Raw genomic sequence first — 19,224 nt, forward strand, 5'->3', positions numbered from 1 at the left:
GCGCGGCGAAATGGGCAACGAGGTGACTCGGTGTCGGTCGTGCGCGGTCCTGTCGTGCCTGGCGCTGTCGTGCCTGGCGCTCTCCTGCCTGGTGCTGCTCGCCTTCCCCTCGACCGGATCGGCACAGCCCGCGCCGCCACGCCAGATCAAGTTCGCCTTGCAAGGCACCGCCGGCAGTGCGCCACACGAGGCGGCGGTGCGTTTCGCGCAGGACGTCAAGTCACGCAGCCACGGTCGACTTGAGATCCGACTGTTCGCCGGCGGCGTGCTGGGCAACGACCTCGCCGTCATTTCGGCCGTTCGCGGCGGGACGATCGAGATGTCCGTGCTCAATGCGAGCCTGCTGGCGGGGGTGGCTCGACCCATGAGCCTGTTCGACTTCCCATTCCTGTTCGACAGCGAACGCGAGGCCCATGCCGTCATCGACGGCCCCTTCGGACAACGGCTGCATGACCTGCTGGAGCCCAGGGGCCTGATCGGCCTGTGCTACTGGGGTGTGGGGGTCCGTCACTTCCACAACGGCAGGCGTGCGATCCGCAGGGTCGAAGACCTGCAGGGCTTGAAGATGCGGGTGGTCGAGTCGCCGATCTACCTCGATTTCATGGCCGCACTGGGTGCCCAACCCATGCCCATGCCCTTCCCCGAGCTGCGCGCAGCCCTGGAAAGCGGGGCTGTCGACGGCGGCACGCAGCCGATCTCGGCGATGGTCAACGCCCGGCTGCACGAGGTCCAGCGCCACGTCACGCTGACCGGCCACGTGAGCAATCCGCAGTCGGTGATCGTCAGCCGGAAGTTCTGGGAGGGGTTGCCCGCAGCGGACCGCCAGATCCTGCTCGAAGCCGCCCGTTCGGTGCGCGCCGACGCCCGACGGGCGCTGGTCGAGCGCGACGCCCAGGGCATGGCCACCCTCAAGAAAGCCGGCCTCGAGATCCACGCACTCGACGCCACCGAACTCGCCCGCATGAGGGCCCTCGCACAACAGGTCATCGCGATGCACACGCCGCGGATCGGAGCATCGCTGGTACGAGAGCTCCACGCGGCACAGGAAGAAGCACGGCAAGAGGCACGGCAAGAACTTCGCCCAGCTCGCTGACCACGGCCTCCGGTTTCCCTAGGGTTAACACTGTTCACAGTTTTCAAGGTCCTCTCTAACATTTTGATGTTAACGATAACATTCACGTAGCGAAAAAATGCCGACACCGGGTTGTCGGCTGTTTTCACTCGTCTGGACATTGAAAGCTCGTATGGAAGACTACGCCAGCCGGCAAAGAAAGCCGACCAAGCACCTGATAGGTCTTGGACTGGTGGTGGTATTGCACGTCGGTTTGCTCTGGGCCATCAATTCGGGTTTGGCGCGGGCCTTCGTCAAGAAGATCAAGGGCCCGGTGGAAGCCGTGATGCTGGAAGAGGCGAAACCCGACATACCCCCGCCGCCGCCGCCCCCACCTCCACCTCCGCAGAAGAACGCGCCGCCTCCGCCGCCACCGCCGGCCTATGTGCCCCCGGTCGAGGTCCAGGTCACGCAGGCGCCCGCAGCCAACGCGATCGCCGCCGTGACGAGCGCCCCGCCCAAGGTCGAGGCCCCCCCGCCGCCGCCGCCCGCTCCCGCTCCGGCGCCGCCCGCGCCACCCCCGCCGGCTCCCCCGCCGGCCGAACCGGTGCGCACGCCCGCGGTGGTGAACGCCTCGGGCTGCGAGAAGCCGGAATATCCCAGCGCCTCGCGCCGGCTGGAGGAGGAAGGCACCGTCAGCCTGCGCTTCCTGGTCGGCATCGACGGCAAGGTCATCCAGGCCGAAGTCGACAAGAGTTCCGGTCACAAGCGGCTCGACGAAGCGGCCCGCTCGGGTCTCTCGCGCTGCACCTTCAAGCCCGCCACCGTGGACGGCAAACCCGAGCAGGGTTGGGCGACCATGAAATACACCTGGCGACTCGAATAAGTCGAATCCAGCGCATCTCGAAGAATCTCGTTCCATCTCGATTGGAGAAACCCATCATGACCTTCAAGAATATTGGCTCGGCCGCCAGAAACTGGCTGGTACTCGCCTTCACCGCCCTGAACAGCGTGGCCGCGACGGCTCAGGAAAATGCCGCCAACGCAGCCAGCGCCGCCACCGGTGCCGCCGCAGCGGTGGCCGAAGAAAACCCCTATGGCCTGAGCGCCCTGTGGGCCCAGGGTGATTTCGTGGCCAAGGCGACGCTGATGATCCTGGTGGTCATGAGCATGGCGTCCTGGTATGTGATCTTCACCAAGCTGGCCGAGCAGTCCAAGCTCAACCGCCAAGCCGAAGCCGCACGCAACCGTTTCTGGGAAGCCGAGACGGTCGAGCTCGGCAAGGAGAGGCTCGCCGCCGGCAGCGCCTTCCGCTACATCGCCGAGAAGGGCCTGGACGGCGCCTCCAAGCACACCGGCCTGCTGGGTGCGGTCGACTTCAACGAGTGGGTGACGATGAGCATCCAGCGCGCCATCAACAACGTCCAGAGCCGCATGCAGGACGGCCTGGCCGTGCTGGCCACCGTCGGCTCGACGGCACCGTTCGTCGGCTTGTTCGGCACGGTCTGGGGCATCTACCACGCGCTGGTGAAGATCGGCATGTCCGGTCAGGCGTCGATCGACAAGGTTGCCGGCCCCGTCGGCGAGGCGCTGATCATGACCGCCATCGGTCTGGCCGTCGCCGTGCCGGCGGTGCTGGGCTACAACTGGCTGGTGCGTCGCAACAAGGCCGTGATGGAGGAGGTCAACGCCTTCGGCTCCGACCTGCACGCCGTCCTGCTGGGCCTGGCCAAGAAGTGATCAACCTCGGGCCCGTCGCCCCACGAGGGCATGGGCCTGCATCGGACTGTTGGGGACGACAACATGGCCATGAACGTGGGGCAAGCCGACGACGAGATCATCGGCACGATCAACACGACGCCGCTGGTCGACGTCATGCTGGTTCTCTTGATCATCTTCCTGATCACGATTCCGGTGGTGACGACCTCGATCAAGGTCGACCTGCCCAAGGAACGCAACACGGTGCGCGAGACCAAGCCCGAGAACGTGATCGTGTCGGTGGACCGTCAGGGCGGGATCTTTCTCTACGACACGCCGATCCGCAACGGCAATGAACTTCAGGAGCGGATGAAGAAGTTCGCGGCGATGAAGCCGCAACCCGAAGTCCAGATCCGTGGCGACCACCAGAGCGACTTCGAGTCGGTCGGACGCGTGATGTACGCGATCCAGCGCACCGGCATCGTCAAGGTCAGCTTCATCACCGAACCGAATTGAAGGCACGAACATGGCCATGAACCTGGGAAGTTCGACGGACGGTGACCTGGACGTCATCGCCGACATGAACACGACGCCGCTGATCGACGTGATGCTCGTGCTGCTGATCATGCTGATCATCACGATTCCGGCGCAGCTGCACGCCGTCAACCTCGACATCCCTCTGCCCACGAATGCGCCGAAGACGGTCGAGCCGATCGTCGTGCGCATCGATGTGGACGAGACGAGCGCGATCTTCTGGAATGGCGAGCAGGTGGCAGACCGGAACGCTCTCGAGCTGAAGCTGGCCGAATCGGCGCGCATGCAACCGCAACCCGAGCTGCACATCCGCTCCAAGGGCAAGGCCAAGTACGAAGCGGTCGCCACGGTGCTCGCCTCGGCCCAGCGCAATGGCCTGAACAAGCTGGGCATCGTCGGCACCGAGCAGTTCGCGAACTGATGCGCCCATCGCTCCCGTCCAGGCCCTCCACATCGAACAGCATGAAGTCGGCTCGCGCGTCCCTGCAACGACTGGCCCTGATGACAGCCTTTCTGGCCACCCTCCTGGCAAGCTCTGCGGTGCGGGCCCAGACTGCCCTGCGGGCCGAGGTCGCCAAGCCGCTGCAGGCCGCCCAGGAACTCATCAAGTCGGGCAACCCGGCGGGTGCGCTGGCGCAGGCCGTGAACGCACGCTCGATCGCCAACCTGAGTGCATCGGAACGCGTCACGGTCGAACGCGTCGCCGCGACAGCGGCCCTGCACGCCAAGGACACCGCAAGCGCCATCGAGGCCCTGGTCTACCTGTCCGCCGAGGCCTCCGTGCCGCCGGCCGAAAGGCTGACGTTCCAGGAGATCCTCATCGGCCTGCAGCGCGCACAGGGCGACCTGCCAGGCCTCGCCCGCACCGCCCGGCTCTACCTCGATCAGGGCGGCGGCAAGGCCGGCATTCGGGCGCTTTACCTGCAGTCGCTGTCGGCCCAGAAACGCCATGCCGACATCGTCGACTACCTCAAGCCCATGCTGGCCGATGAACGCCAGACGACGCTGACGGAGCCTGAAGCCACGGCGCTGGCGCTGGCCCAGCAGGCATTGGGCAACGATGCCGGCTACTACGACGCGCTCAAGCGTCTGGTCACTGTCGCACCGACCAACCCGGACTACTGGCGCGAGGTGCTTGCACAACTGAGGGAACGGCCCGGCTTCGATCCGCGTCATGAGCTCGACGTGGTCCGGCTCATGGCGCATCGCCACCTGCTCGGCGGTGCCGACGCGCATCTGCAGCACGCCCAGCTCGCGTTGAAGGCCGGTTATCCGCTGGAGGCTGCGCGTGTGCTCGAAGCCGGTGAAGCCGCCCAGGCTTTCGTCTCAGCCGCCGATCGGCAGAGTCTCGACAAGCTGCGCCTGACCGTGCAGAAGAAGGTGGCCGAGGACGCTCCGCAGATCAGGGCGCTGGAGGCTGCGACGGCAGCGCCGCAGCGAGCCGAGCTGGCGGAGATCCTCGCGTCGAAGGGCGATCACGCCGGCGCCATCGCCCTGTACCGACTAGCGCTGCAAGGCACCGGCCTGCGCCGCGAGGACGAGTTGCGCCTGCACCTGCTCGTGTCCCTCGAACTGTCCGGCCAACGGCAGGAGGCACGGGAGCTTCTGTCGTCGCTCAAGCCTGGCAGCACCGCACGTGAACTCGGGGTCCTATGGACCATGCCGAACTGAAGCCCACGACACCACGTACGACACCACGTACGACACCACGCACGACACCACGCACAGGACCCCGCATGGACTTCACCGCCACGAACGTCGACAACCCGCATCCGGACCTCGTCGAGATCCCTCTGGGGGGTGTGCCCGATGCCGCAGCCGATCAGTGGACCGCGTTCAACGGCGACCGCGTGGTGCGCAATGTCCGGCAAGGCACGCTGACCGCGTTCCATCCGCCCGCAGGCGTCACCGCGCGCGGCGAGGCGGTCATCGTGGCGCCCGGCGGCGGCATGCTCGTGCTGGCCATGGCGCATGAGGGCTTCGATGTGGCCCGTCACCTCGCCAGCCTGGGCTATTCGGCCTATGTCCTGAAATACCGGGTCCAGCCCACACCGCCACAGGCCGACGGCTTCGCCCAGGCCTGCCTGGCCTTCTATCAGGACAAGATGTCGCGCGGCTTCGGCAAGGCGCAAGCCCATCTCGAGACCGCACCGGCCGTCGACGACCTGATCGAGGCGGTCGACTGGATCCGCCAGCACGAGGCACCGGCCACGGGCAAGGTCCACGTCGTCGGCTTCTCGGCCGGCGCCAAGGTCTGCATCGATGCACTCGACCGGTTCGGCTCGCGCCCGCCCCTGGCATCGGCCGGCCTGATCTATTTCAGCCTCGACGACCCGCAACTGAACGGCTCGCACCTGCCGCCGCTGTTCACGGTGCTGGCCAACGACGACCCGCTGTTCGCACGCGGCGGATTTGGCCTGCTGCAGGTGTGGCGTGACGCCGACCGGCCACTCGAGTTCCACCTCTTCAAGTCGGGCGGGCATGGCTTCGGCAATCGCCAACAAGGCACGACCTCCGACCAATGGCTGACCTTGTACGAAGCCTGGCTCGATTCCGGCATCTGAACCCTGGACTCCCCGTGAACACGACCACCGCTTGCGGCATGAACGAACAAAACGACGGTCGCTCGACCCTGCGCTACGTGAAGTCCGGCAAGGGCGACCAGACCCTGCTGCTGATCCACGGACTGGGTTGCTCGTCGATGGAATGGTCCGAGAATATCGAGCCCCTGTCGCGCCGGATGACGGTGATCGCGGTCGACCTGATCGGCTTTGGCAGCAGCGACAAGCCCACCGACTTCGACTACACCGCCCGCAGCCAGGCCCGCCGACTGCTTGCCTTGATGGACACACTGGGCGTCGACGGCTTTCACGTCGCGGGCAACTCGTTCGGCGGCAAGGTCGCCATCGAGATGACCGACCTGGCCGCACACCGGATCCGATCGCTCACGCTGGTCGACTCGGCCGGCGCCGGTCGCGAGGCGCCCAAGCCGATGCGCCTGAGCACCCTGCCGCTGTTGTGGCGCTTCACACGCCAGCCGACCTACGACGAGTTCCGGCAAGGCTGGCAGGCCGCGTTCCACGACCCGAAGAAGCTCACCGAAGCCCGCGTGCAGCAGAAATTCTTCGACGCCCAACCGCCAAAGGCGCAGCGCAGCCACCGCCAGACGGTCGTCGCCATGATGAACGTCTGTGGTTTCCATCGGAACGATCTCGAAGCCCTGGAAAGGATGACCCGGGCGATCCGCTGCCCGACCCTGATCGTCTGGGGTCGACAGGACCTGTTCCTGCCGGTGAGCCATGCCGAAATCTTCAAGGCGCGCATTCCGGGCGCCACGCTGGAGATATTCGAGGAATGCGGGCACGCGCCGCAGATCGAGCGAGCTGATCTTTTCAATCCACTGCTGGAAAAGTTCATTTTTGCCAGTTGAGGAAACCGGTCACTGGTTTTCCCGGGGTCGTGCAAAACGGCCACAACTGACCCGGAACCGCCCGGGATAACACCAATGCAAAGCCCGATCGGCTGTCCTAGCATGTTTGAATGTTATCGTTAACACATAGGTTGACGCGACATGCCCTGAATACCTTCCGACCCACATGGAGACAACAATGATGATTTTCCAGAAGCGACCCTTGGTTGTCGCGGTGCTGGGTGCTATGGCGGCCCAGGCTTCATTTCTCGCAAATGCCCAGAACAACGATGCCTCGGCCCAGGATGCCGAGGTTGTGGTGACAGCCAACAAGGTCACCCAATCTGCCCTGAAAGTGGGCGCATCGCTGTCGGCCGTGAGTTCGGATGACATCCGTGAAAAGGGCGTGGCCGACGCCAAGGCGCTGACCGACCTGATGCCCAACACGCAGATCAGCCAGGCTGGCAACAGCAGCGTGGTGGTCAACATCCGCGGCATCGAGAACACCAACACCACCGCGCTGGGTGAACCGGCAGCGGCCTTCCACATCGACGGTATCTACCTGGGCCGGATGTCCGGCGCAGGTTCTGCCTTCTACGACATCGAACGTGTCGAGGTGCTGCGCGGCCCGCAGGGCACGCTCTACGGCCGCAACGCGAATGCCGGCGTCGTCAACGTCATCACCAAGGCCCCGACCAGCAAGCGCGAAGGTTCCGTGTCGGTCGATATCGGCAATCTCGGCCAGAAACGTGTCGACGGCGCCTACAACCTGCCAGTCAATGAATCGCTGGCGCTGCGCGCTGCGTTTTCGACGAATCGCCGCGATGGTTATTCCGAGACCAAGACGGCCACCAATGGTTTCACTGAAAACCAGGACAACGTCCACACCGACTCGTTCCGCCTGCAAGGCCTGCTGAAGATCTCGACTTCGACCAGCCTGAGCCTGTCTTATGACCAGAGCACCAACAAGGCAGCCGGCCCGAACTATTACAACCTGACCACTGGCGGTATTCCGAGCAAGTTGGTCGACCCGAATGTGCTGATCCAGGGCCGGTTCAACGACAAGGCCTCCGGCATCAAGTCTGAACTGAAGTCGAATCTTGGTTTTGCAGATCTGACATATCTCTACGGCCACCGCGACACGAAGAATGTCGAGGACTATGGCACCGGACCGCTGATCCTGCTGACGAAGTTCAAGATGAAACAGGACTCGCACGAGTTGCGCCTGTCGTCCAACGATGCAAATTCGCCACTTCAGTGGGTGACGGGTTATTTCAAGTTCAAGGAAACGGGCTCGGACGGCCGGCTCGATGGCAATTTCCCGTTCTTCTTCTTCGGACCCGCCGCCGGACCGTTCGGCCCGGACCAGTGCGGCGGTTTCTCGTCGTGCTACCCCGGCCTGCAGTTCCTCGACCGCCAGGTCACGAACGAATCGCAAGCGCTGTTCGGTCAGGCGACCTACAGCATGACTGAAGCCTCGCGCCTGATCGCAGGTGCACGGCAGACCACCGACAAGAAGTCCCGCGACGGCCAGCAGATGTTGTCGGGTGGTCAGGACTATGACCCGACCAATCCGGGCAACCTGGTGGTTCCGCTCTACGGAAACGCCTCGTGGAAGAGCTCGACCTACAAGCTGGGCTATGAACTGGACATCTCGGCCACGAAGATGTTCTACGCCAGCGTGTCGACCGGCTTCAAGGCCGGTGGTTTCAACGACGGCGACACCCGCAGCGACCCGAGCCTGATCTACGCGCCCGAGAAGATCACCGCGTATGAGGCCGGCCTCAACGGCCGCTTCTTCGACAACGCGCTGCAGCTGACGTCCTCGGTCTTCCACTACGACTACAGCGACATGCAGAAGTCGGGCATCGTCAACAGCCAGATGAAGACGACCAACACCGGCAATGCAACGGTGGACGGACTCGAACTCTCCGCGCGCTATCGCCTGAACAGCGCAGGCCGCATCGACGCCAGCCTGGGCCTGCTGGAGGCCAAGTACAAGAACTACATGACGCCCAACGGCACCGACTACGCAGGCAAGAAGCTCGACAAGACGCCGTCGATGACCCTCAACGTCGGCTACTCGCACAACTGGAACCTCGAATCGGGCGCACGCCTGACCGCCTATGTGGGCAGCAAGTATTCGGCGTCCTACGTGACGACCGATACCGGCGACCTCACGGTGGCCCCGACCCAGTTCACGCAGAAGTCGTTCACCAAGTCGAGCGTGTCGCTGACCTATGGCAGCGAGGACGACTCCATGGACGTCCAGCTCTACGTGCGCAACATCGAGAACAAGTCGCAGCTGATGGGCTCGGTGGCGTTCTTTGGTGCGAACTACGGCTACATGAGCGAGCCGCGAACGCTGGGCGCACGCGCCACGTTCCGCTTCTGACGCACCCCACGGGGCCCGGTTCACCGGGCCCCGTTCCCTTCCGCCCCCTGGTGATCGAAACCAAGAACATGAAAGACATCCTGCGTCAGGCGCCATTCGATCTGGATGAGGAGCAGATCGCCTGGGTCTGCGACACCCTGGACGGCCTGACACGGCGCCAGAAGGTCGGCCAGCTGATCAACCTTCAGGTCCTGCCCGGCGACGACCACGCGATCGAGCTGATCGAGCGCCACCAGCTGGGCGCCTTCACCGTCATCAATTTCTCCGATCCACAGGCTTGCCGCCGCGTCGTCGACGCAGCGCGTGAGGCCTGCCGGATTGCTCCGCTGGTCTGCGCCGATCTCGAAGGCGGTGTCACCAGCGGGCACCTGACCACCATCTTCCCGAACCAGCTCGGCTGTGCCGCTGCGGGCTGCCTGGACACCTACGGCGAAGCCTTGCGGATGTTGTCGGCCGAGCTGACTTCGCTGGGCGTGAACTGGACCTTCTCGCCGGTCCTGGACGTCAACCAGAAGTTCCAGAGCGCGATCGTCGGCACGCGTTCCTACGGCAGCGACCCCGCCTTGATCGGCGAACTGGCTCAGCTGCACATCGAGGTGTTCCAGCGGCACGGCATCGCCACCACCGCCAAGCACTGGCCCGGCGAGGGCTTCGACGACCGCGACCAACACCTGGTCACGACCATCAACCCGATGACGGTCGAGGAATGGACGGCGGTGTTCGCACCCCTGTACGCCCGAGCCATCGCAGCGGGTGTGCTGTCGGTCATGTCGGCCCATATCGCGTTCCCGGACTACCTGCGCCGCGCCGGCATGGACACGATCGAGCTGTATCGACCCGCCTCGATCTCGCGTCAACTGAACCAGTCGCTGCTGCGCGAGCAGCTGAAGTTCAACGGCCTGATCGTCTCGGACGCCACGTTGATGGGCGGCCTCGAGAGCTGGGGCAGCCGCCGGCAGTGGCTGCCCGAGGTGATCGAGAACGGCTGCGACATGATCCTGTTCTCGCCCTCGGTCGACACCGACATCGAGACCCTGCTGGACGCTGCCGAGACCGGGGTGCTCAGCCAGAAGCGCATCGATGAAGCGCTGATGCGCGTGCTCGGCCTGAAGGCCCGCATGAACGTGCATCGCCCCCGTCAGGAGGCGGGCGCCGACACGTCGCTGATCGGCTCGCCGGCGCACAAGGCGGTCATGGCGCGCCTGTCGGACCTTTCGCCCACCCTCGTCAAGGACGTGCACGGCACCGTGCCGCTGGACCGCCAGAAGATCCGCAAGATCCTGATGTTCAAGGAAGAGAACGTGCATCCACTGGGCGGCGACGAGTCGTTTCGCATCCAGCTGGACCGCCATCTCGCGGCCGAGGGCTTCGAGGTCCACGTCTTCGACCCGCAGACCGACGACCTGGGCGTCCGCCTGGAACACGACCTGATCCTCTACGTGTTCGCACAGGAGTCGCAGCTGATGAAGTCGCGGCTCTACATCGACTGGGTGCGGCTGCACGGCGGCACGATGCCCGGCATGTCACGCGTCTGGTGGGACACGCCGACCGTCTTCATCTCCTTCGGGCATCCGTACTACCTCTACGACGCACCCAGGGTGCCCTGCCTGATCAATGCCTACACGCCGACGCCCGACATCCAGCGCGCCGTCGTCGACAAGTTGCTCGGCCGCGGGCGCTTCACCGGAAAGAGTCCGGTCGACGCGTTCTGCGGCCTGGCTGACGCGCACTTCTGAAAGACATCCATGACGACCCTCACCTCGCCCACCCACTCCAGCTCGCCGCGGGCGTCCTGGATGCTGATCTTCACGATCGTGCTGACCTACTGGGCCCTGTCGATGGCCCTGCTGACCCCGCCGATGATGACCATCGCGCTGCGGGTGGCGGAGATCGCGCCGCAGAACAAGGAAAGCACGCTGGGCCTGCTGCTGGGCATCGGCGCGGTGGTGTCGGTGTTCGCCAATCCGATGGCCGGCTACTTCAGTGACCGCACGGTGACGCGCTTCGGCCGGCGCAAGTCATGGATGGTCGCGGGCGGCCTGATCGGCTTCTTCGGCCTGTGGCTGATCTCGGTCGGCGGGGTCAACACGATGATCGTCGGCTGGTGCCTGACCCAGCTCGGCATGAACGCCGTGGCCGCCGCCCTGATGGCCCTGCTGCCCGACCAGATCCCGGAGAACCAGCGCGGCATGGTGAGCGGCGCGATCGGCATGTGTGTGCCGGCCGGCATCATTTCCGGGTTCGCGCTGGTCAACGCGGCCCAGGGTCATGCGCAGCTGATGTTCCTGCTCGCACCCGGCATCCTGCTGGTGACGATCGCCCTGCTGTGCATGACCTACACCGACAAGGCCACCGATCCGGCCGCCGTCGCGCCCTTCAGCCTGGGCCAGATGCTGCGCGACTTCGCGTTCAACCCGAAGGCGCATCCGGACTTCACCTGGGCCTTCCTGAGCCGCCTGTTCTTCTTCTTCGCGCTGGCCACGTTCCTGGGCTATCAGGTGTTTTTCCTGATGGATCGCCTGGGCTACAGCGCCGCCGAGGTGCCCGGCATCATGGTGAAGGTCAACCTGATCGCCTCGGCCATCCAGATCGCGGCGAGCTTCCTGGGCGGCTGGCTGTCGGACGTCATCCGCCGCCGCAAGGTCTTCATCTGGACCTCCGCCGTGCTATACGGGGTGGGATTGCTGATCATTGCACGGGCCACGAACTACGACGCCTTCCTGCTCGGCGCCTGTGTCATGAGCCTGTCCTTCGGCGTGTACTTCGCGGTGGACGTCGCGCTGGTCACCGAAGTGCTGCCGGACGCCAAGAACAACGCGGCCAAGGATCTGGGTGTCATGAACGTGGCCGGCACCCTGCCGCAGACGCTGGCACCGGCCATCGCGCCGCTCTTCCTGTTCGCCGGTGGCTCGTCGACGCCGGACTACGGCATCCTGTTCTCGGCTGCGGCGGTCTACGCGGTGCTCGGCGCGGTCACGATCATCCCGATCCGCAAGGTGCGCTGACCGCACGTGGGGCGCCAAGAGCGGTCCGTTGGACCGTCTATGCTGGCGCCCTTCGTTTGTCCGGCGCCCACCGGCGGACCAGCAGCACACCCCTTCCATGCAAGAAAACAGCCCCCACAGCAAGGTCACGATCAAGGACGTCGCGGAGAAGGCCGGCGTCTCAGCGATGACGGTCTCGCGCGTGATGCGCAACCAGGGAAAGATCGCGCCGGAAACCCGCGCGCTGGTCCTGAAGGTCATCAGCGAGCTGTCCTACGAGCCACTGTCCTCGGCCCGCAACCTGTCGGGCGCCTACTCCCGCACGATCGGCATCGTGATCCCGGACGCGAACGCCTTCCGCGAGTTCCGCCACGGCTACGAGTACGAATACGCCCTGCTGATCGGTGCGCTGAACGTCTGCAAGTCGCACGACTTCGCGGTCAACATCATTGAGACAAGGAACGCCCAAGACATCCATTCGCTGGTTCGCAAGGTGCTGGCACGACAGGTCGGCGGCTACATCGTGCCGGCTCCGGCATCCGAATACGTTGACCTGCTCAAGACGCTGCGCCAGCACGACCTGGCCTTCTCGGCGATCAGCGCCTTCGATGCGACCCACGCGGACCTTGCCGTGGTCGCCGACGAGCGCAGCGCCACGAGGGCGTTGGCCGAACGGATGCTCGAACTCGGCCACCGACGGATCGCCTTCATCGGCGGTGCCGCCCGGCACCGCGCGACGGTGGAACGCCAAGCGGGCTTTCTGGAGGCCATCGCGGCCCACCCGGATCGCGCACGCATCACCCATGCCATGCACCACTGCAATGCCTTCTTCGACGACGGATTCGAGATGGGCATGCAGGTGCTCTCGCGTCCGGATCGGCCGACAGCCGTCCAGTGCCTGACCGACGACATCGCCGCCGGTGTCATCGCCGCTGCAACGCGGCTCCACATCTCCCTGCCGGACGGCCTGTCGATCGCTGGCTTCGACAACTTCGGCCTCGCGCGCAAGATCACCCCAGCCCTGACGACCGCCGGTCTGCCAGCAGAGGACATGGGCGAGGCCGCAGCGCTACAAGTGATCGAGGCGCTTGAAGGCCGCAGCCGGCAAGGCGTCAGGACCCTGCCCTGCAACATCGTCATGCGCGACTCGATCACCCGACCCGCAGGTGCCTGAGTTCAGGTTGCGTCGGGCTGCAAGGCCGGCGCCGCGAGTCCGAAAGCGTCCAGCTGCAGGCAAGAGGCCTCGATCGCCAGCAGGCGCGGCCAGCGCGACAGGTCGACCTTGAAGCGGCGCGCGCTCTCCATCTGCGGAATCAGGTAGACGTCGGCCAGCGTGGGCGTGGACCCGAAGGAATAAGGTCCCGCCCCATGCGACGTCACCAGCGCCTCGTAGGCGTCGAAGCCGGCCGTGATCCAGGTGGCGCACCAGTCGTTGATCGCGGCGTCGTCGGCCTGCCAGCGCTGGCGCAGGGCCTCCAGGATGCGGCGGTTGTTGATCGGGTGGATGTCGCAACCCACGATCGCCGCAAGGGCTCGCACATGGGCCCGCCCCAAGGGATCGGCCGGCAGCAGCGCGGGCTGCGGAAAGCGTTCCTCAAGCCACTCGATGATCGCGGGCGACTGTGTCAGCACCGCCTCGCCGATGTCCAGCGCCGGCACCAGCTGCTGCGGGTTGACGGCCTTGAACGCCGCCTCCAGATGCTGCTCGCGCCGCAGGTCGACACCGACGTGCTCGACCGTCAGGCACTTGAGGTTCAAGGCGATGCGCAAGCGGTGCGAGGTGCCGCTGCGGAAGAATCCGTAGAGCTTCACGGTTCAGACTCCCAGGTATTGGTGGACGATCTCGGGCCGTTGGCACAGCGCCTCGCTGTCGCCGTCCCAGACCACGCGGCCCTTCTCGATGACGACGTGGCGGTCGGCCAGGTCCATGAGCTTGCCGACGTTCTTGTCGATGACGATCTGGGCCAGGCCCTCGCGCTTGAGCTCGCCCAGCGTGCGCCAGATCTCCGCGCGGATCAGTGGCGCCAGGCCCTCGGTGGCCTCGTCGAGCACCAGCAGCCTGGGGTTGGTCATCAGCGCACGCCCGATCGCGAGCATCTGCTGCTCGCCGCCCGACAGCTGCGAGCCCAGGTTGCCGCGTCGCTCCTTCAGGCGCGGGAAGAAGGCATAGACGCGGCCGAGGTCCCACAGCGGCGTCTCGTGGCCGCCGCGCGGCACATGGGCGGTGGCCACGAGGTTCTCCTCGACCGTCAGGCTGGTGAAGATCTGCCGGCCTTCGGGCACCAGCGCCAGGCCACGACGGGCGATGCGGTGCGAGGGCATGCCGTTGACACGCTCGCCGCCCACGCTGACCGTGCCGGCCTGCACCGGCAACATGCCGAACAGGCACTTGACGGTGGTCGAGCGGCCCATGCCGTTGCGGCCCAGCAGGGTGACGACCTCGCCGGCCTGCACGTCGAAGGACACGTCGAAGAGGACCTGCGCGCGGCCATAGCTGGCCTGCAGGCCCTGGATCGACAGGAGGGCTTGTTTCATCGTCCGGTCCTCACGTGGATTCTTCGCCGAGGTAGACCGCCCGGACCTCGGGATGGGCGCGGATCTCGTCGGGCGTGCCGGTGAAGATCACCCGGCCGTAGACCAGCACGCTGATGCGGTCGGCCAGCGCGAAGACGGCGTCCATGTCGTGTTCGACCAGCAAGATGGTGTAGCGGCGCTTGAGCCGCTGCAGCAGCGCCGTCACGGCGGCGGACTCCTGCACGCTCATGCCCGCCATCGGCTCATCGAGCAGCAGGAAGCGCGGCTGCGCGGCCAGCGCCATGGCCAGTTCCAGCTGGCGGCGCTGGCCATAGGCCAGCTCGCCGGCGGCGGTGTCGACGAAGGCGCCAAGGCCAGCGGCCTCGATCGCCTCGTCCGCTGCCGCACGGGCCTGCGGGTTGGCCAGCATCGGCCGCCAGAAGGACCATGCGTGCTGACGGGCGCCGAGCGCGCTGAGCATCGCGTTCTCGCGCACGGTGAACTCCTCGAAGATCGAGGTGATCTGGTAGGACCGCAGCAGTCCGGCGCGGGCGCGCTGGTGGACCGGCAGCGCGGTCAGGTCACGGCCGTCGAACAGGACACGTCCGGCGCTGGAACGCAGCTCGCCGCTGAGCTGGTTGATCAGGGTGGTCTTGCCCGCACCGTTCGGCCCGATCAGCGCATGCAGCTCGCCGCTGCGGATGTCGAGCGAGACGTCGTCGGTGACCAGGAGGGCGCCGAAGCGCTTGACCAGGCCTTCGGTCTGCAGTGCGGCCATCAGGGTTGCTCCTGCGCGTTGGGGGCGTTGGGGGCGTTGGGCGTGGTGGGTGCGGTGGGTGCCGTGATGCGACGCCGGTCCAGGACCTCGAGCCAGCCGGCGATGCCGCGTCGGCCGAACAGCGCGACCAGCACGATGAGCGGGCCGAAGACCATCATCCAGTGCTCGGTCCAGCCCTTGAGCAGCTCCTCCAGGCCAAGGAAGACCAGAGCGCCCAGCAGCGGTCCGGCCACGGTGCCGATGCCGCCGAGCACGACCATCACGATCAGCTCGCCCGAGACGGTCCAGGCCATGGTGCTGGGCGAGACGAAGGCGTTGAGGTTGGCCAGCAGCACGCCCGCCAGCGCGCAGACCATGCCCGACAGCACGAAGGCCGCGAGCTGCAGCTGGCGCGACTGCAGGCCGATCGCATCGATGCGGCGGGCGTTCTGGCGCGCACCGCGCAAGGCCATGCCGAAGGCGGCCACGCGCAGCCGGGCCATCCAGACGGTGACGGCGGCCAGGATCAGCCAGGCGGCGTAGTACACGTTGGAGGCCGAGCCCAGGTCGAAGCCGGCCAGCCGGCTGGTGGCGACCACCGGCAGGCCGTCGTCACCGCCGTACTGCTTCAGGCTGACGACCAGGAAGTAGCCCATCTGCGCGAATGCCAGCGTGATCATGATGAAGGCCATGCCCGAGGTGCGCAGGCTGATGGTGCCCACGACCCAGGCCAGCAGGCCCGCGACCACGACGGCCAACGCCAGATGGACCCAGCCGTTGCCGATGCCGTGGAAGGCGCTCAGGCCGACCGCATAGGCACCCACGCCGAGGAACAGCGCATGGCCGAAGCTCACCAGGCCACCATGGCCGAGCGCGAGGTTGAGCGCGCTCGCCGCCACGGCGTAGATCAGGATGCGGGCGAAGAAGGCGATCCAGAAGGTCTGCTCGAAGGCAGTCGCCAGCACAGGGACCAGTGCCAGCAGGGCCAGAAGCAGCAGCGAAATCCAGCGCGAGGGCGGGACGTGGAGGATGGATGTCATGACAGGTCTGGACTCAGCCGCGGTGGGCGGGAAAGAGGCCCTGCGGGCGCAGTGCGAGCACGGCGGCCATCAGCAGGTAGACGCTCATCGAGGCCAGCGCCGGCCCTGCCGCATCGGCCACCGAACGTTCGGCGATCTGTCGCAGCAGCAGCGGCAGGAAGACACGGCCGAGCGTGTCGACCACGCCGACGATCAGTGCCGCGTAGAAAGCGCCGGAGACCGAGCCGATGCCGCCGATCACGATCACCACCAGAGTGGTGATCAACACCGGCTCGCCCATGCCCGACTGCACCGACAGGACCGGCCCGGCCATGGCACCCGCCACGCCGGCCAGCATCGCGCCGACGCCAAACAGCATGGCGTTGAGCAGGCCGATGTTCACGCCCAGTGCACCCACCAGCTGCGGGTTCTGCGCGCCGGCACGGATCAGCATGCCCACGCGGGTCTTGTGGATCAGCAGCCATGAGCCGACTGCCACGACCAGGCCGACGCCGATGATCGCGAAGCGGTAGGCCGGGTAGGTGAAGCCGAACAGGTCGACCGTGCCCTCGAGCACCTCGGGCACCTGCACGAACAGCGGCTGCGGACCCCAGACCACGCGGACCAGCTCGTTGAAGAACATCACCAGGCCGAAGGTCGCCAGCACATGGTCGAGGTGATCGCGTCGGTACAGCCGCGCGACGATGGTCTTCTCCAGCAGCAGCCCGATGGCCAGCGCGGCCGCCATGGCCGCGCCCAGGGCGACGAGGAAGGACCCCGATGCGCCGTAGGCCAGCGCGCCGATGTAGGCGCCGATCATGTAGAGCGAACCATGCGCCAGGTTCACGAAGCTCATGATCCCGAAGACCAGCGTGAGCCCCGCCGCCAGCAGGAACAGCAGCACGCCGTACTGCAGCCCGTTGAGCAGCTGCGCGAGGAACAGGGTCGCACTCATGTCGCTGGCCTCAGGGCAGGTTGCACTGCGCGGCGTAGGGGTCGACGTGGCCCTTGAACGGCGTGCCGATCAGACGGGTGACGACCTTGCCGCCGTCGCGCGCGGTCTCGAAGGCGTAGTAGTCCTGCACCGGCATGTTGTTCTTGCCGAACGAGAACGGACCGCGTACCGACTTCAGCTCGCTGCCGGCGACCTTCACCGCTGCGGCCAGCTTCTTGGCATCACCACCGGCCTTGCGCATCGCGATGTCCAGCAGGTTGGCCGCGTCGTAGCCGGTGGCGGCATACAGGCTGGGCGTGCGCTTGTAGCGGGCCTCGAAGGCGGCGACGAACTTGCGGTTCTCGGGGTTGTCGAGCGCCGCGTCGTACATCGCGCCGCTGACCGAGCCGACCGCCGCGTCCCGCAGCGACGGCAGCGTCGTGCCGTCGACGGTGAAGACCGAATAGAACGGCATCTTGCCGGCAAGACCCGCCTGGCTCATCTGCTTGACGAAGTTGATGCCCATGCCGCCGGGATAGAACACGAACAGCGCATCGGGCTTGGCCGCTTGCAGCTGGGCGATCTCGGCCGAGTAGTCAGGCTGGTTGACCTGGGTGTAGACCTCGTCGACCACCTGGCCCTTGAAGAAGCGCTTGAAGCCGGCCAGCATGTCCTTGCCGGCCTGGTAATTGGGCGCCATCAGGTAGACGCGCTTGATGCCGCGGTCCTGAGCGAACTTGCCCATCGCCTCGGCGGCGCCGTCGTTCTGCCAGGCCATCGAGAACAGGTTGGCCTTGCACTGCGCACCGGCGATCGGCGACGGGCCGGCGTTGGTGGCCAGGGCCACGACGCCGGCCTCGGCGATGCGCGGCAGGCTGCCCATCAGCACGTTGGAGAACGACAGGCCGACGATCGCGTCGACCTTATCCTTGTCGATCAGCTTGCGCACGGCCTGCTGGCCGACCTCGGGCTTGAGCTGGTCGTCTTCCTTGACGACGGTGACGGCCTGGCCGCCCAGCTTGCCGCCGAGCTGGTCGAGCGCGAGCTGGAAGCCGTCGACCTGGTCCTGGCCGACGAGGGCCTGCGGGCCCGACAGCGGGGCCATCAGGCCGATGGTGGCGGCCTGGGCGCCTGCGGCGGCCAGGGCGATCAGCGTGCCGCTGGCGGCGCTGCGAACGATGCGATCCAACATGGGGTGTCTCCAACAGGGATGAGTCCGCCCCCGGGGCCGTCGAGGACGGTCCCGTCGGGCGATCGGGCGGGCAAGGAAAGGGAATGGCCGGACCCTGGACGGGCCCGGCGGCAGGCTCAGTCGACCTGCACGAACACGCGGCCAGCCTCGATCTTCACGGGGTAGCTGCGCAGGGCTTGCGTGACCGGCGAGCAGGTCGGCTGGCCGTTGCGCACGTCGAACTTGCCTTGGTGCAGCGGGCACTCGATCTCGTGGCCTTCGAGGAAGCCGTCGCACAGGCGGGCGTTGCCGTGGGTGCAGAGGTTGTCGGTCGCGTAGATCTCGTCGCCCACGGTGTAGACGGCGATGTCGCGGCCGGCCACGGCCACGCCGATGACGTCGTCGCCAGGCAGGTCGGCGGCGGCGAGGGCATCGGTCCAGTTCATCTCGCTCATGGTCTTGCTCTCGTCGGGGTCAGATCGGATAGATGATCGAGTTCGGGATCATCTCGGTGTCGTAGATGCATTCGCGCGAGGCGAACTTCAGCCCGGCCGGCGTGCGCACCACCACGTCGAGGTAACGGCCCACGTTGAAGACCGTGCTCTCCTGCGACAGCTTGGTGCGGAAGACCGCGTAGTTGGCCTCGCTGCGGATGTGTCCTTGCGTGACCTCGCGCACCACCGGCGCGCCCACGATGTGGCGCTGGTAGTAGGGGTCGTGGAAGAGCGTTTCCTGGATGCCGTAGACGCGGTCCTTGA

General features: G+C 66.2%; 20 protein-coding genes. 12 read left to right on the forward strand and 8 right to left on the reverse strand.

The window, feature by feature from the left end:
- Positions 1-91 precede the first annotated feature (91 nt).
- The 12 genes from dctP (at position 92) to EV685_RS20465 (ending at position 13,245) form a co-directional block, all read left to right on the forward strand.
- On the forward strand, positions 92-1,093 hold the full coding sequence (gene dctP / locus EV685_RS20410) for a TRAP transporter substrate-binding protein DctP (protein WP_165396883.1): 1,002 nt from the start codon (positions 92-94) through the stop codon (positions 1,091-1,093).
- A gap of 151 nt (positions 1,094-1,244) precedes the next feature.
- Positions 1,245-1,937, forward strand: a complete 693-nt coding sequence (locus tag EV685_RS20415) for an energy transducer TonB (RefSeq protein ID WP_130483918.1) — start codon at positions 1,245-1,247, stop codon at positions 1,935-1,937.
- A gap of 56 nt (positions 1,938-1,993) precedes the next feature.
- On the forward strand, positions 1,994-2,791 hold the full coding sequence (locus EV685_RS20420; protein ID WP_130483919.1) for a MotA/TolQ/ExbB proton channel family protein: 798 nt from the start codon (positions 1,994-1,996) through the stop codon (positions 2,789-2,791).
- Between the two features lie 63 nt (positions 2,792-2,854).
- Positions 2,855-3,265, forward strand: coding sequence for an ExbD/TolR family protein (locus tag EV685_RS20425; RefSeq protein WP_130483920.1), 411 nt, complete (start codon positions 2,855-2,857; stop codon positions 3,263-3,265).
- 10 nt (positions 3,266-3,275) lie between these two features.
- On the forward strand, positions 3,276-3,704 hold the full coding sequence (locus tag EV685_RS20430) for an ExbD/TolR family protein (RefSeq protein ID WP_130483921.1): 429 nt from the start codon (positions 3,276-3,278) through the stop codon (positions 3,702-3,704).
- A gap of 80 nt (positions 3,705-3,784) precedes the next feature.
- A complete protein-coding gene (locus tag EV685_RS20435; protein WP_130483922.1) occupies positions 3,785-4,954 on the forward strand; it encodes a tetratricopeptide repeat protein in 1,170 nt (389 codons plus the stop codon).
- Between the two features lie 65 nt (positions 4,955-5,019).
- Positions 5,020-5,847, forward strand: a complete 828-nt coding sequence (locus EV685_RS20440) for an alpha/beta hydrolase (protein ID WP_165396884.1) — start codon at positions 5,020-5,022, stop codon at positions 5,845-5,847.
- 14 nt (positions 5,848-5,861) lie between these two features.
- Positions 5,862-6,713, forward strand: coding sequence for an alpha/beta fold hydrolase (locus EV685_RS20445; protein WP_165396885.1), 852 nt, complete (start codon positions 5,862-5,864; stop codon positions 6,711-6,713).
- Between the two features lie 181 nt (positions 6,714-6,894).
- A complete protein-coding gene (locus EV685_RS20450) occupies positions 6,895-9,087 on the forward strand; it encodes a TonB-dependent receptor (RefSeq protein WP_165396886.1) in 2,193 nt (730 codons plus the stop codon).
- 68 nt (positions 9,088-9,155) lie between these two features.
- Positions 9,156-10,823, forward strand: coding sequence for a glycoside hydrolase family 3 protein (locus tag EV685_RS20455; protein WP_130483926.1), 1,668 nt, complete (start codon positions 9,156-9,158; stop codon positions 10,821-10,823).
- Positions 10,824-10,832: 9 nt separating this feature from the next.
- Positions 10,833-12,092, forward strand: coding sequence for an MFS transporter (locus EV685_RS20460; protein WP_130483927.1), 1,260 nt, complete (start codon positions 10,833-10,835; stop codon positions 12,090-12,092).
- A 97-nt stretch (positions 12,093-12,189) separates the two neighbouring features.
- Complete coding sequence (locus tag EV685_RS20465; protein WP_130483928.1) at positions 12,190-13,245, forward strand: LacI family DNA-binding transcriptional regulator; 1,056 nt, start codon at positions 12,190-12,192, stop codon at positions 13,243-13,245.
- Positions 13,246-13,247: 2 nt separating this feature from the next.
- Here the strand turns inward: EV685_RS20465 and maiA are convergent, their stop codons facing one another.
- The 8 genes from maiA to EV685_RS20505 form a co-directional block, all read right to left on the reverse strand.
- A complete protein-coding gene (gene maiA, locus EV685_RS20470) occupies positions 13,248-13,883 on the reverse strand; it encodes a maleylacetoacetate isomerase (protein ID WP_130483929.1) in 636 nt (211 codons plus the stop codon).
- A 3-nt stretch (positions 13,884-13,886) separates the two neighbouring features.
- Entirely contained in the window at positions 13,887-14,606 is a 720-nt protein-coding gene (locus tag EV685_RS20475) for an ABC transporter ATP-binding protein (protein WP_130483930.1), read from the reverse strand.
- Positions 14,607-14,616: 10 nt separating this feature from the next.
- Positions 14,617-15,363 carry an ABC transporter ATP-binding protein gene (locus EV685_RS20480; RefSeq protein WP_130483931.1) on the reverse strand — a complete coding sequence of 249 codons (747 nt, stop codon included), beginning with the start codon at positions 15,361-15,363 and terminating at the stop codon, positions 14,617-14,619.
- Positions 15,363-16,382, reverse strand: coding sequence for a branched-chain amino acid ABC transporter permease (locus tag EV685_RS20485; RefSeq protein WP_130483932.1), 1,020 nt, complete (start codon positions 16,380-16,382; stop codon positions 15,363-15,365). The genes EV685_RS20480 and EV685_RS20485 overlap by 1 nt, the downstream gene beginning before the upstream one ends.
- Positions 16,383-16,395: 13 nt before the next feature.
- Positions 16,396-17,316, reverse strand: coding sequence for a branched-chain amino acid ABC transporter permease (locus EV685_RS20490; RefSeq protein WP_130483933.1), 921 nt, complete (start codon positions 17,314-17,316; stop codon positions 16,396-16,398).
- A 10-nt stretch (positions 17,317-17,326) separates the two neighbouring features.
- A complete protein-coding gene (locus EV685_RS20495) occupies positions 17,327-18,487 on the reverse strand; it encodes an ABC transporter substrate-binding protein (RefSeq protein ID WP_130483934.1) in 1,161 nt (386 codons plus the stop codon).
- 116 nt (positions 18,488-18,603) lie between these two features.
- Complete coding sequence (locus EV685_RS20500) at positions 18,604-18,921, reverse strand: non-heme iron oxygenase ferredoxin subunit (RefSeq protein ID WP_130483935.1); 318 nt, start codon at positions 18,919-18,921, stop codon at positions 18,604-18,606.
- Positions 18,922-18,940: 19 nt separating this feature from the next.
- Positions 18,941-19,224 (reverse strand): aromatic-ring-hydroxylating dioxygenase subunit beta (locus EV685_RS20505; RefSeq protein ID WP_275938361.1); only part of this gene is annotated, 284 nt, incomplete at its 5' end.

The organism is Sphaerotilus mobilis, assembly GCF_004216565.1.
In the GTDB taxonomy this organism is placed as follows: Bacteria; Pseudomonadota; Gammaproteobacteria; order Burkholderiales; family Burkholderiaceae_C; genus Sphaerotilus; species Sphaerotilus mobilis.

Excerpts from the sequence above, each read along its gene's own strand:
- EV685_RS20415 (WP_130483918.1), top strand. The coding sequence starts at position 1,245 with ATGGAAGACTACGCCAGCCGGCAAAGAAAGCCGACCAAGCACCTGATA.
- EV685_RS20440 (WP_165396884.1), top strand. The coding sequence starts at position 5,020 with ATGGACTTCACCGCCACGAACGTCGACAACCCGCATCCGGACCTCGTC.
- EV685_RS20450 (WP_165396886.1), top strand. The coding sequence starts at position 6,895 with ATGATTTTCCAGAAGCGACCCTTGGTTGTCGCGGTGCTGGGTGCTATG.
- EV685_RS20435 (WP_130483922.1), top strand. The coding sequence starts at position 3,785 with ATGACAGCCTTTCTGGCCACCCTCCTGGCAAGCTCTGCGGTGCGGGCC.
- EV685_RS20480 (WP_130483931.1), bottom strand. The coding sequence starts at position 15,363 with ATGGCCGCACTGCAGACCGAAGGCCTGGTCAAGCGCTTCGGCGCCCTC.
- EV685_RS20430 (WP_130483921.1), top strand. The coding sequence starts at position 3,276 with ATGGCCATGAACCTGGGAAGTTCGACGGACGGTGACCTGGACGTCATC.
- EV685_RS20420 (WP_130483919.1), top strand. The coding sequence starts at position 1,994 with ATGACCTTCAAGAATATTGGCTCGGCCGCCAGAAACTGGCTGGTACTC.
- EV685_RS20455 (WP_130483926.1), top strand. The coding sequence starts at position 9,156 with ATGAAAGACATCCTGCGTCAGGCGCCATTCGATCTGGATGAGGAGCAG.
- EV685_RS20425 (WP_130483920.1), top strand. The coding sequence starts at position 2,855 with ATGGCCATGAACGTGGGGCAAGCCGACGACGAGATCATCGGCACGATC.
- EV685_RS20495 (WP_130483934.1), bottom strand. The coding sequence starts at position 18,487 with ATGTTGGATCGCATCGTTCGCAGCGCCGCCAGCGGCACGCTGATCGCC.
- EV685_RS20485 (WP_130483932.1), bottom strand. The coding sequence starts at position 16,382 with ATGACATCCATCCTCCACGTCCCGCCCTCGCGCTGGATTTCGCTGCTG.
- EV685_RS20500 (WP_130483935.1), bottom strand. The coding sequence starts at position 18,921 with ATGAGCGAGATGAACTGGACCGATGCCCTCGCCGCCGCCGACCTGCCT.
- EV685_RS20475 (WP_130483930.1), bottom strand. The coding sequence starts at position 14,606 with ATGAAACAAGCCCTCCTGTCGATCCAGGGCCTGCAGGCCAGCTATGGC.
- EV685_RS20465 (WP_130483928.1), top strand. The coding sequence starts at position 12,190 with ATGCAAGAAAACAGCCCCCACAGCAAGGTCACGATCAAGGACGTCGCG.
- EV685_RS20460 (WP_130483927.1), top strand. The coding sequence starts at position 10,833 with ATGACGACCCTCACCTCGCCCACCCACTCCAGCTCGCCGCGGGCGTCC.
- EV685_RS20490 (WP_130483933.1), bottom strand. The coding sequence starts at position 17,316 with ATGAGTGCGACCCTGTTCCTCGCGCAGCTGCTCAACGGGCTGCAGTAC.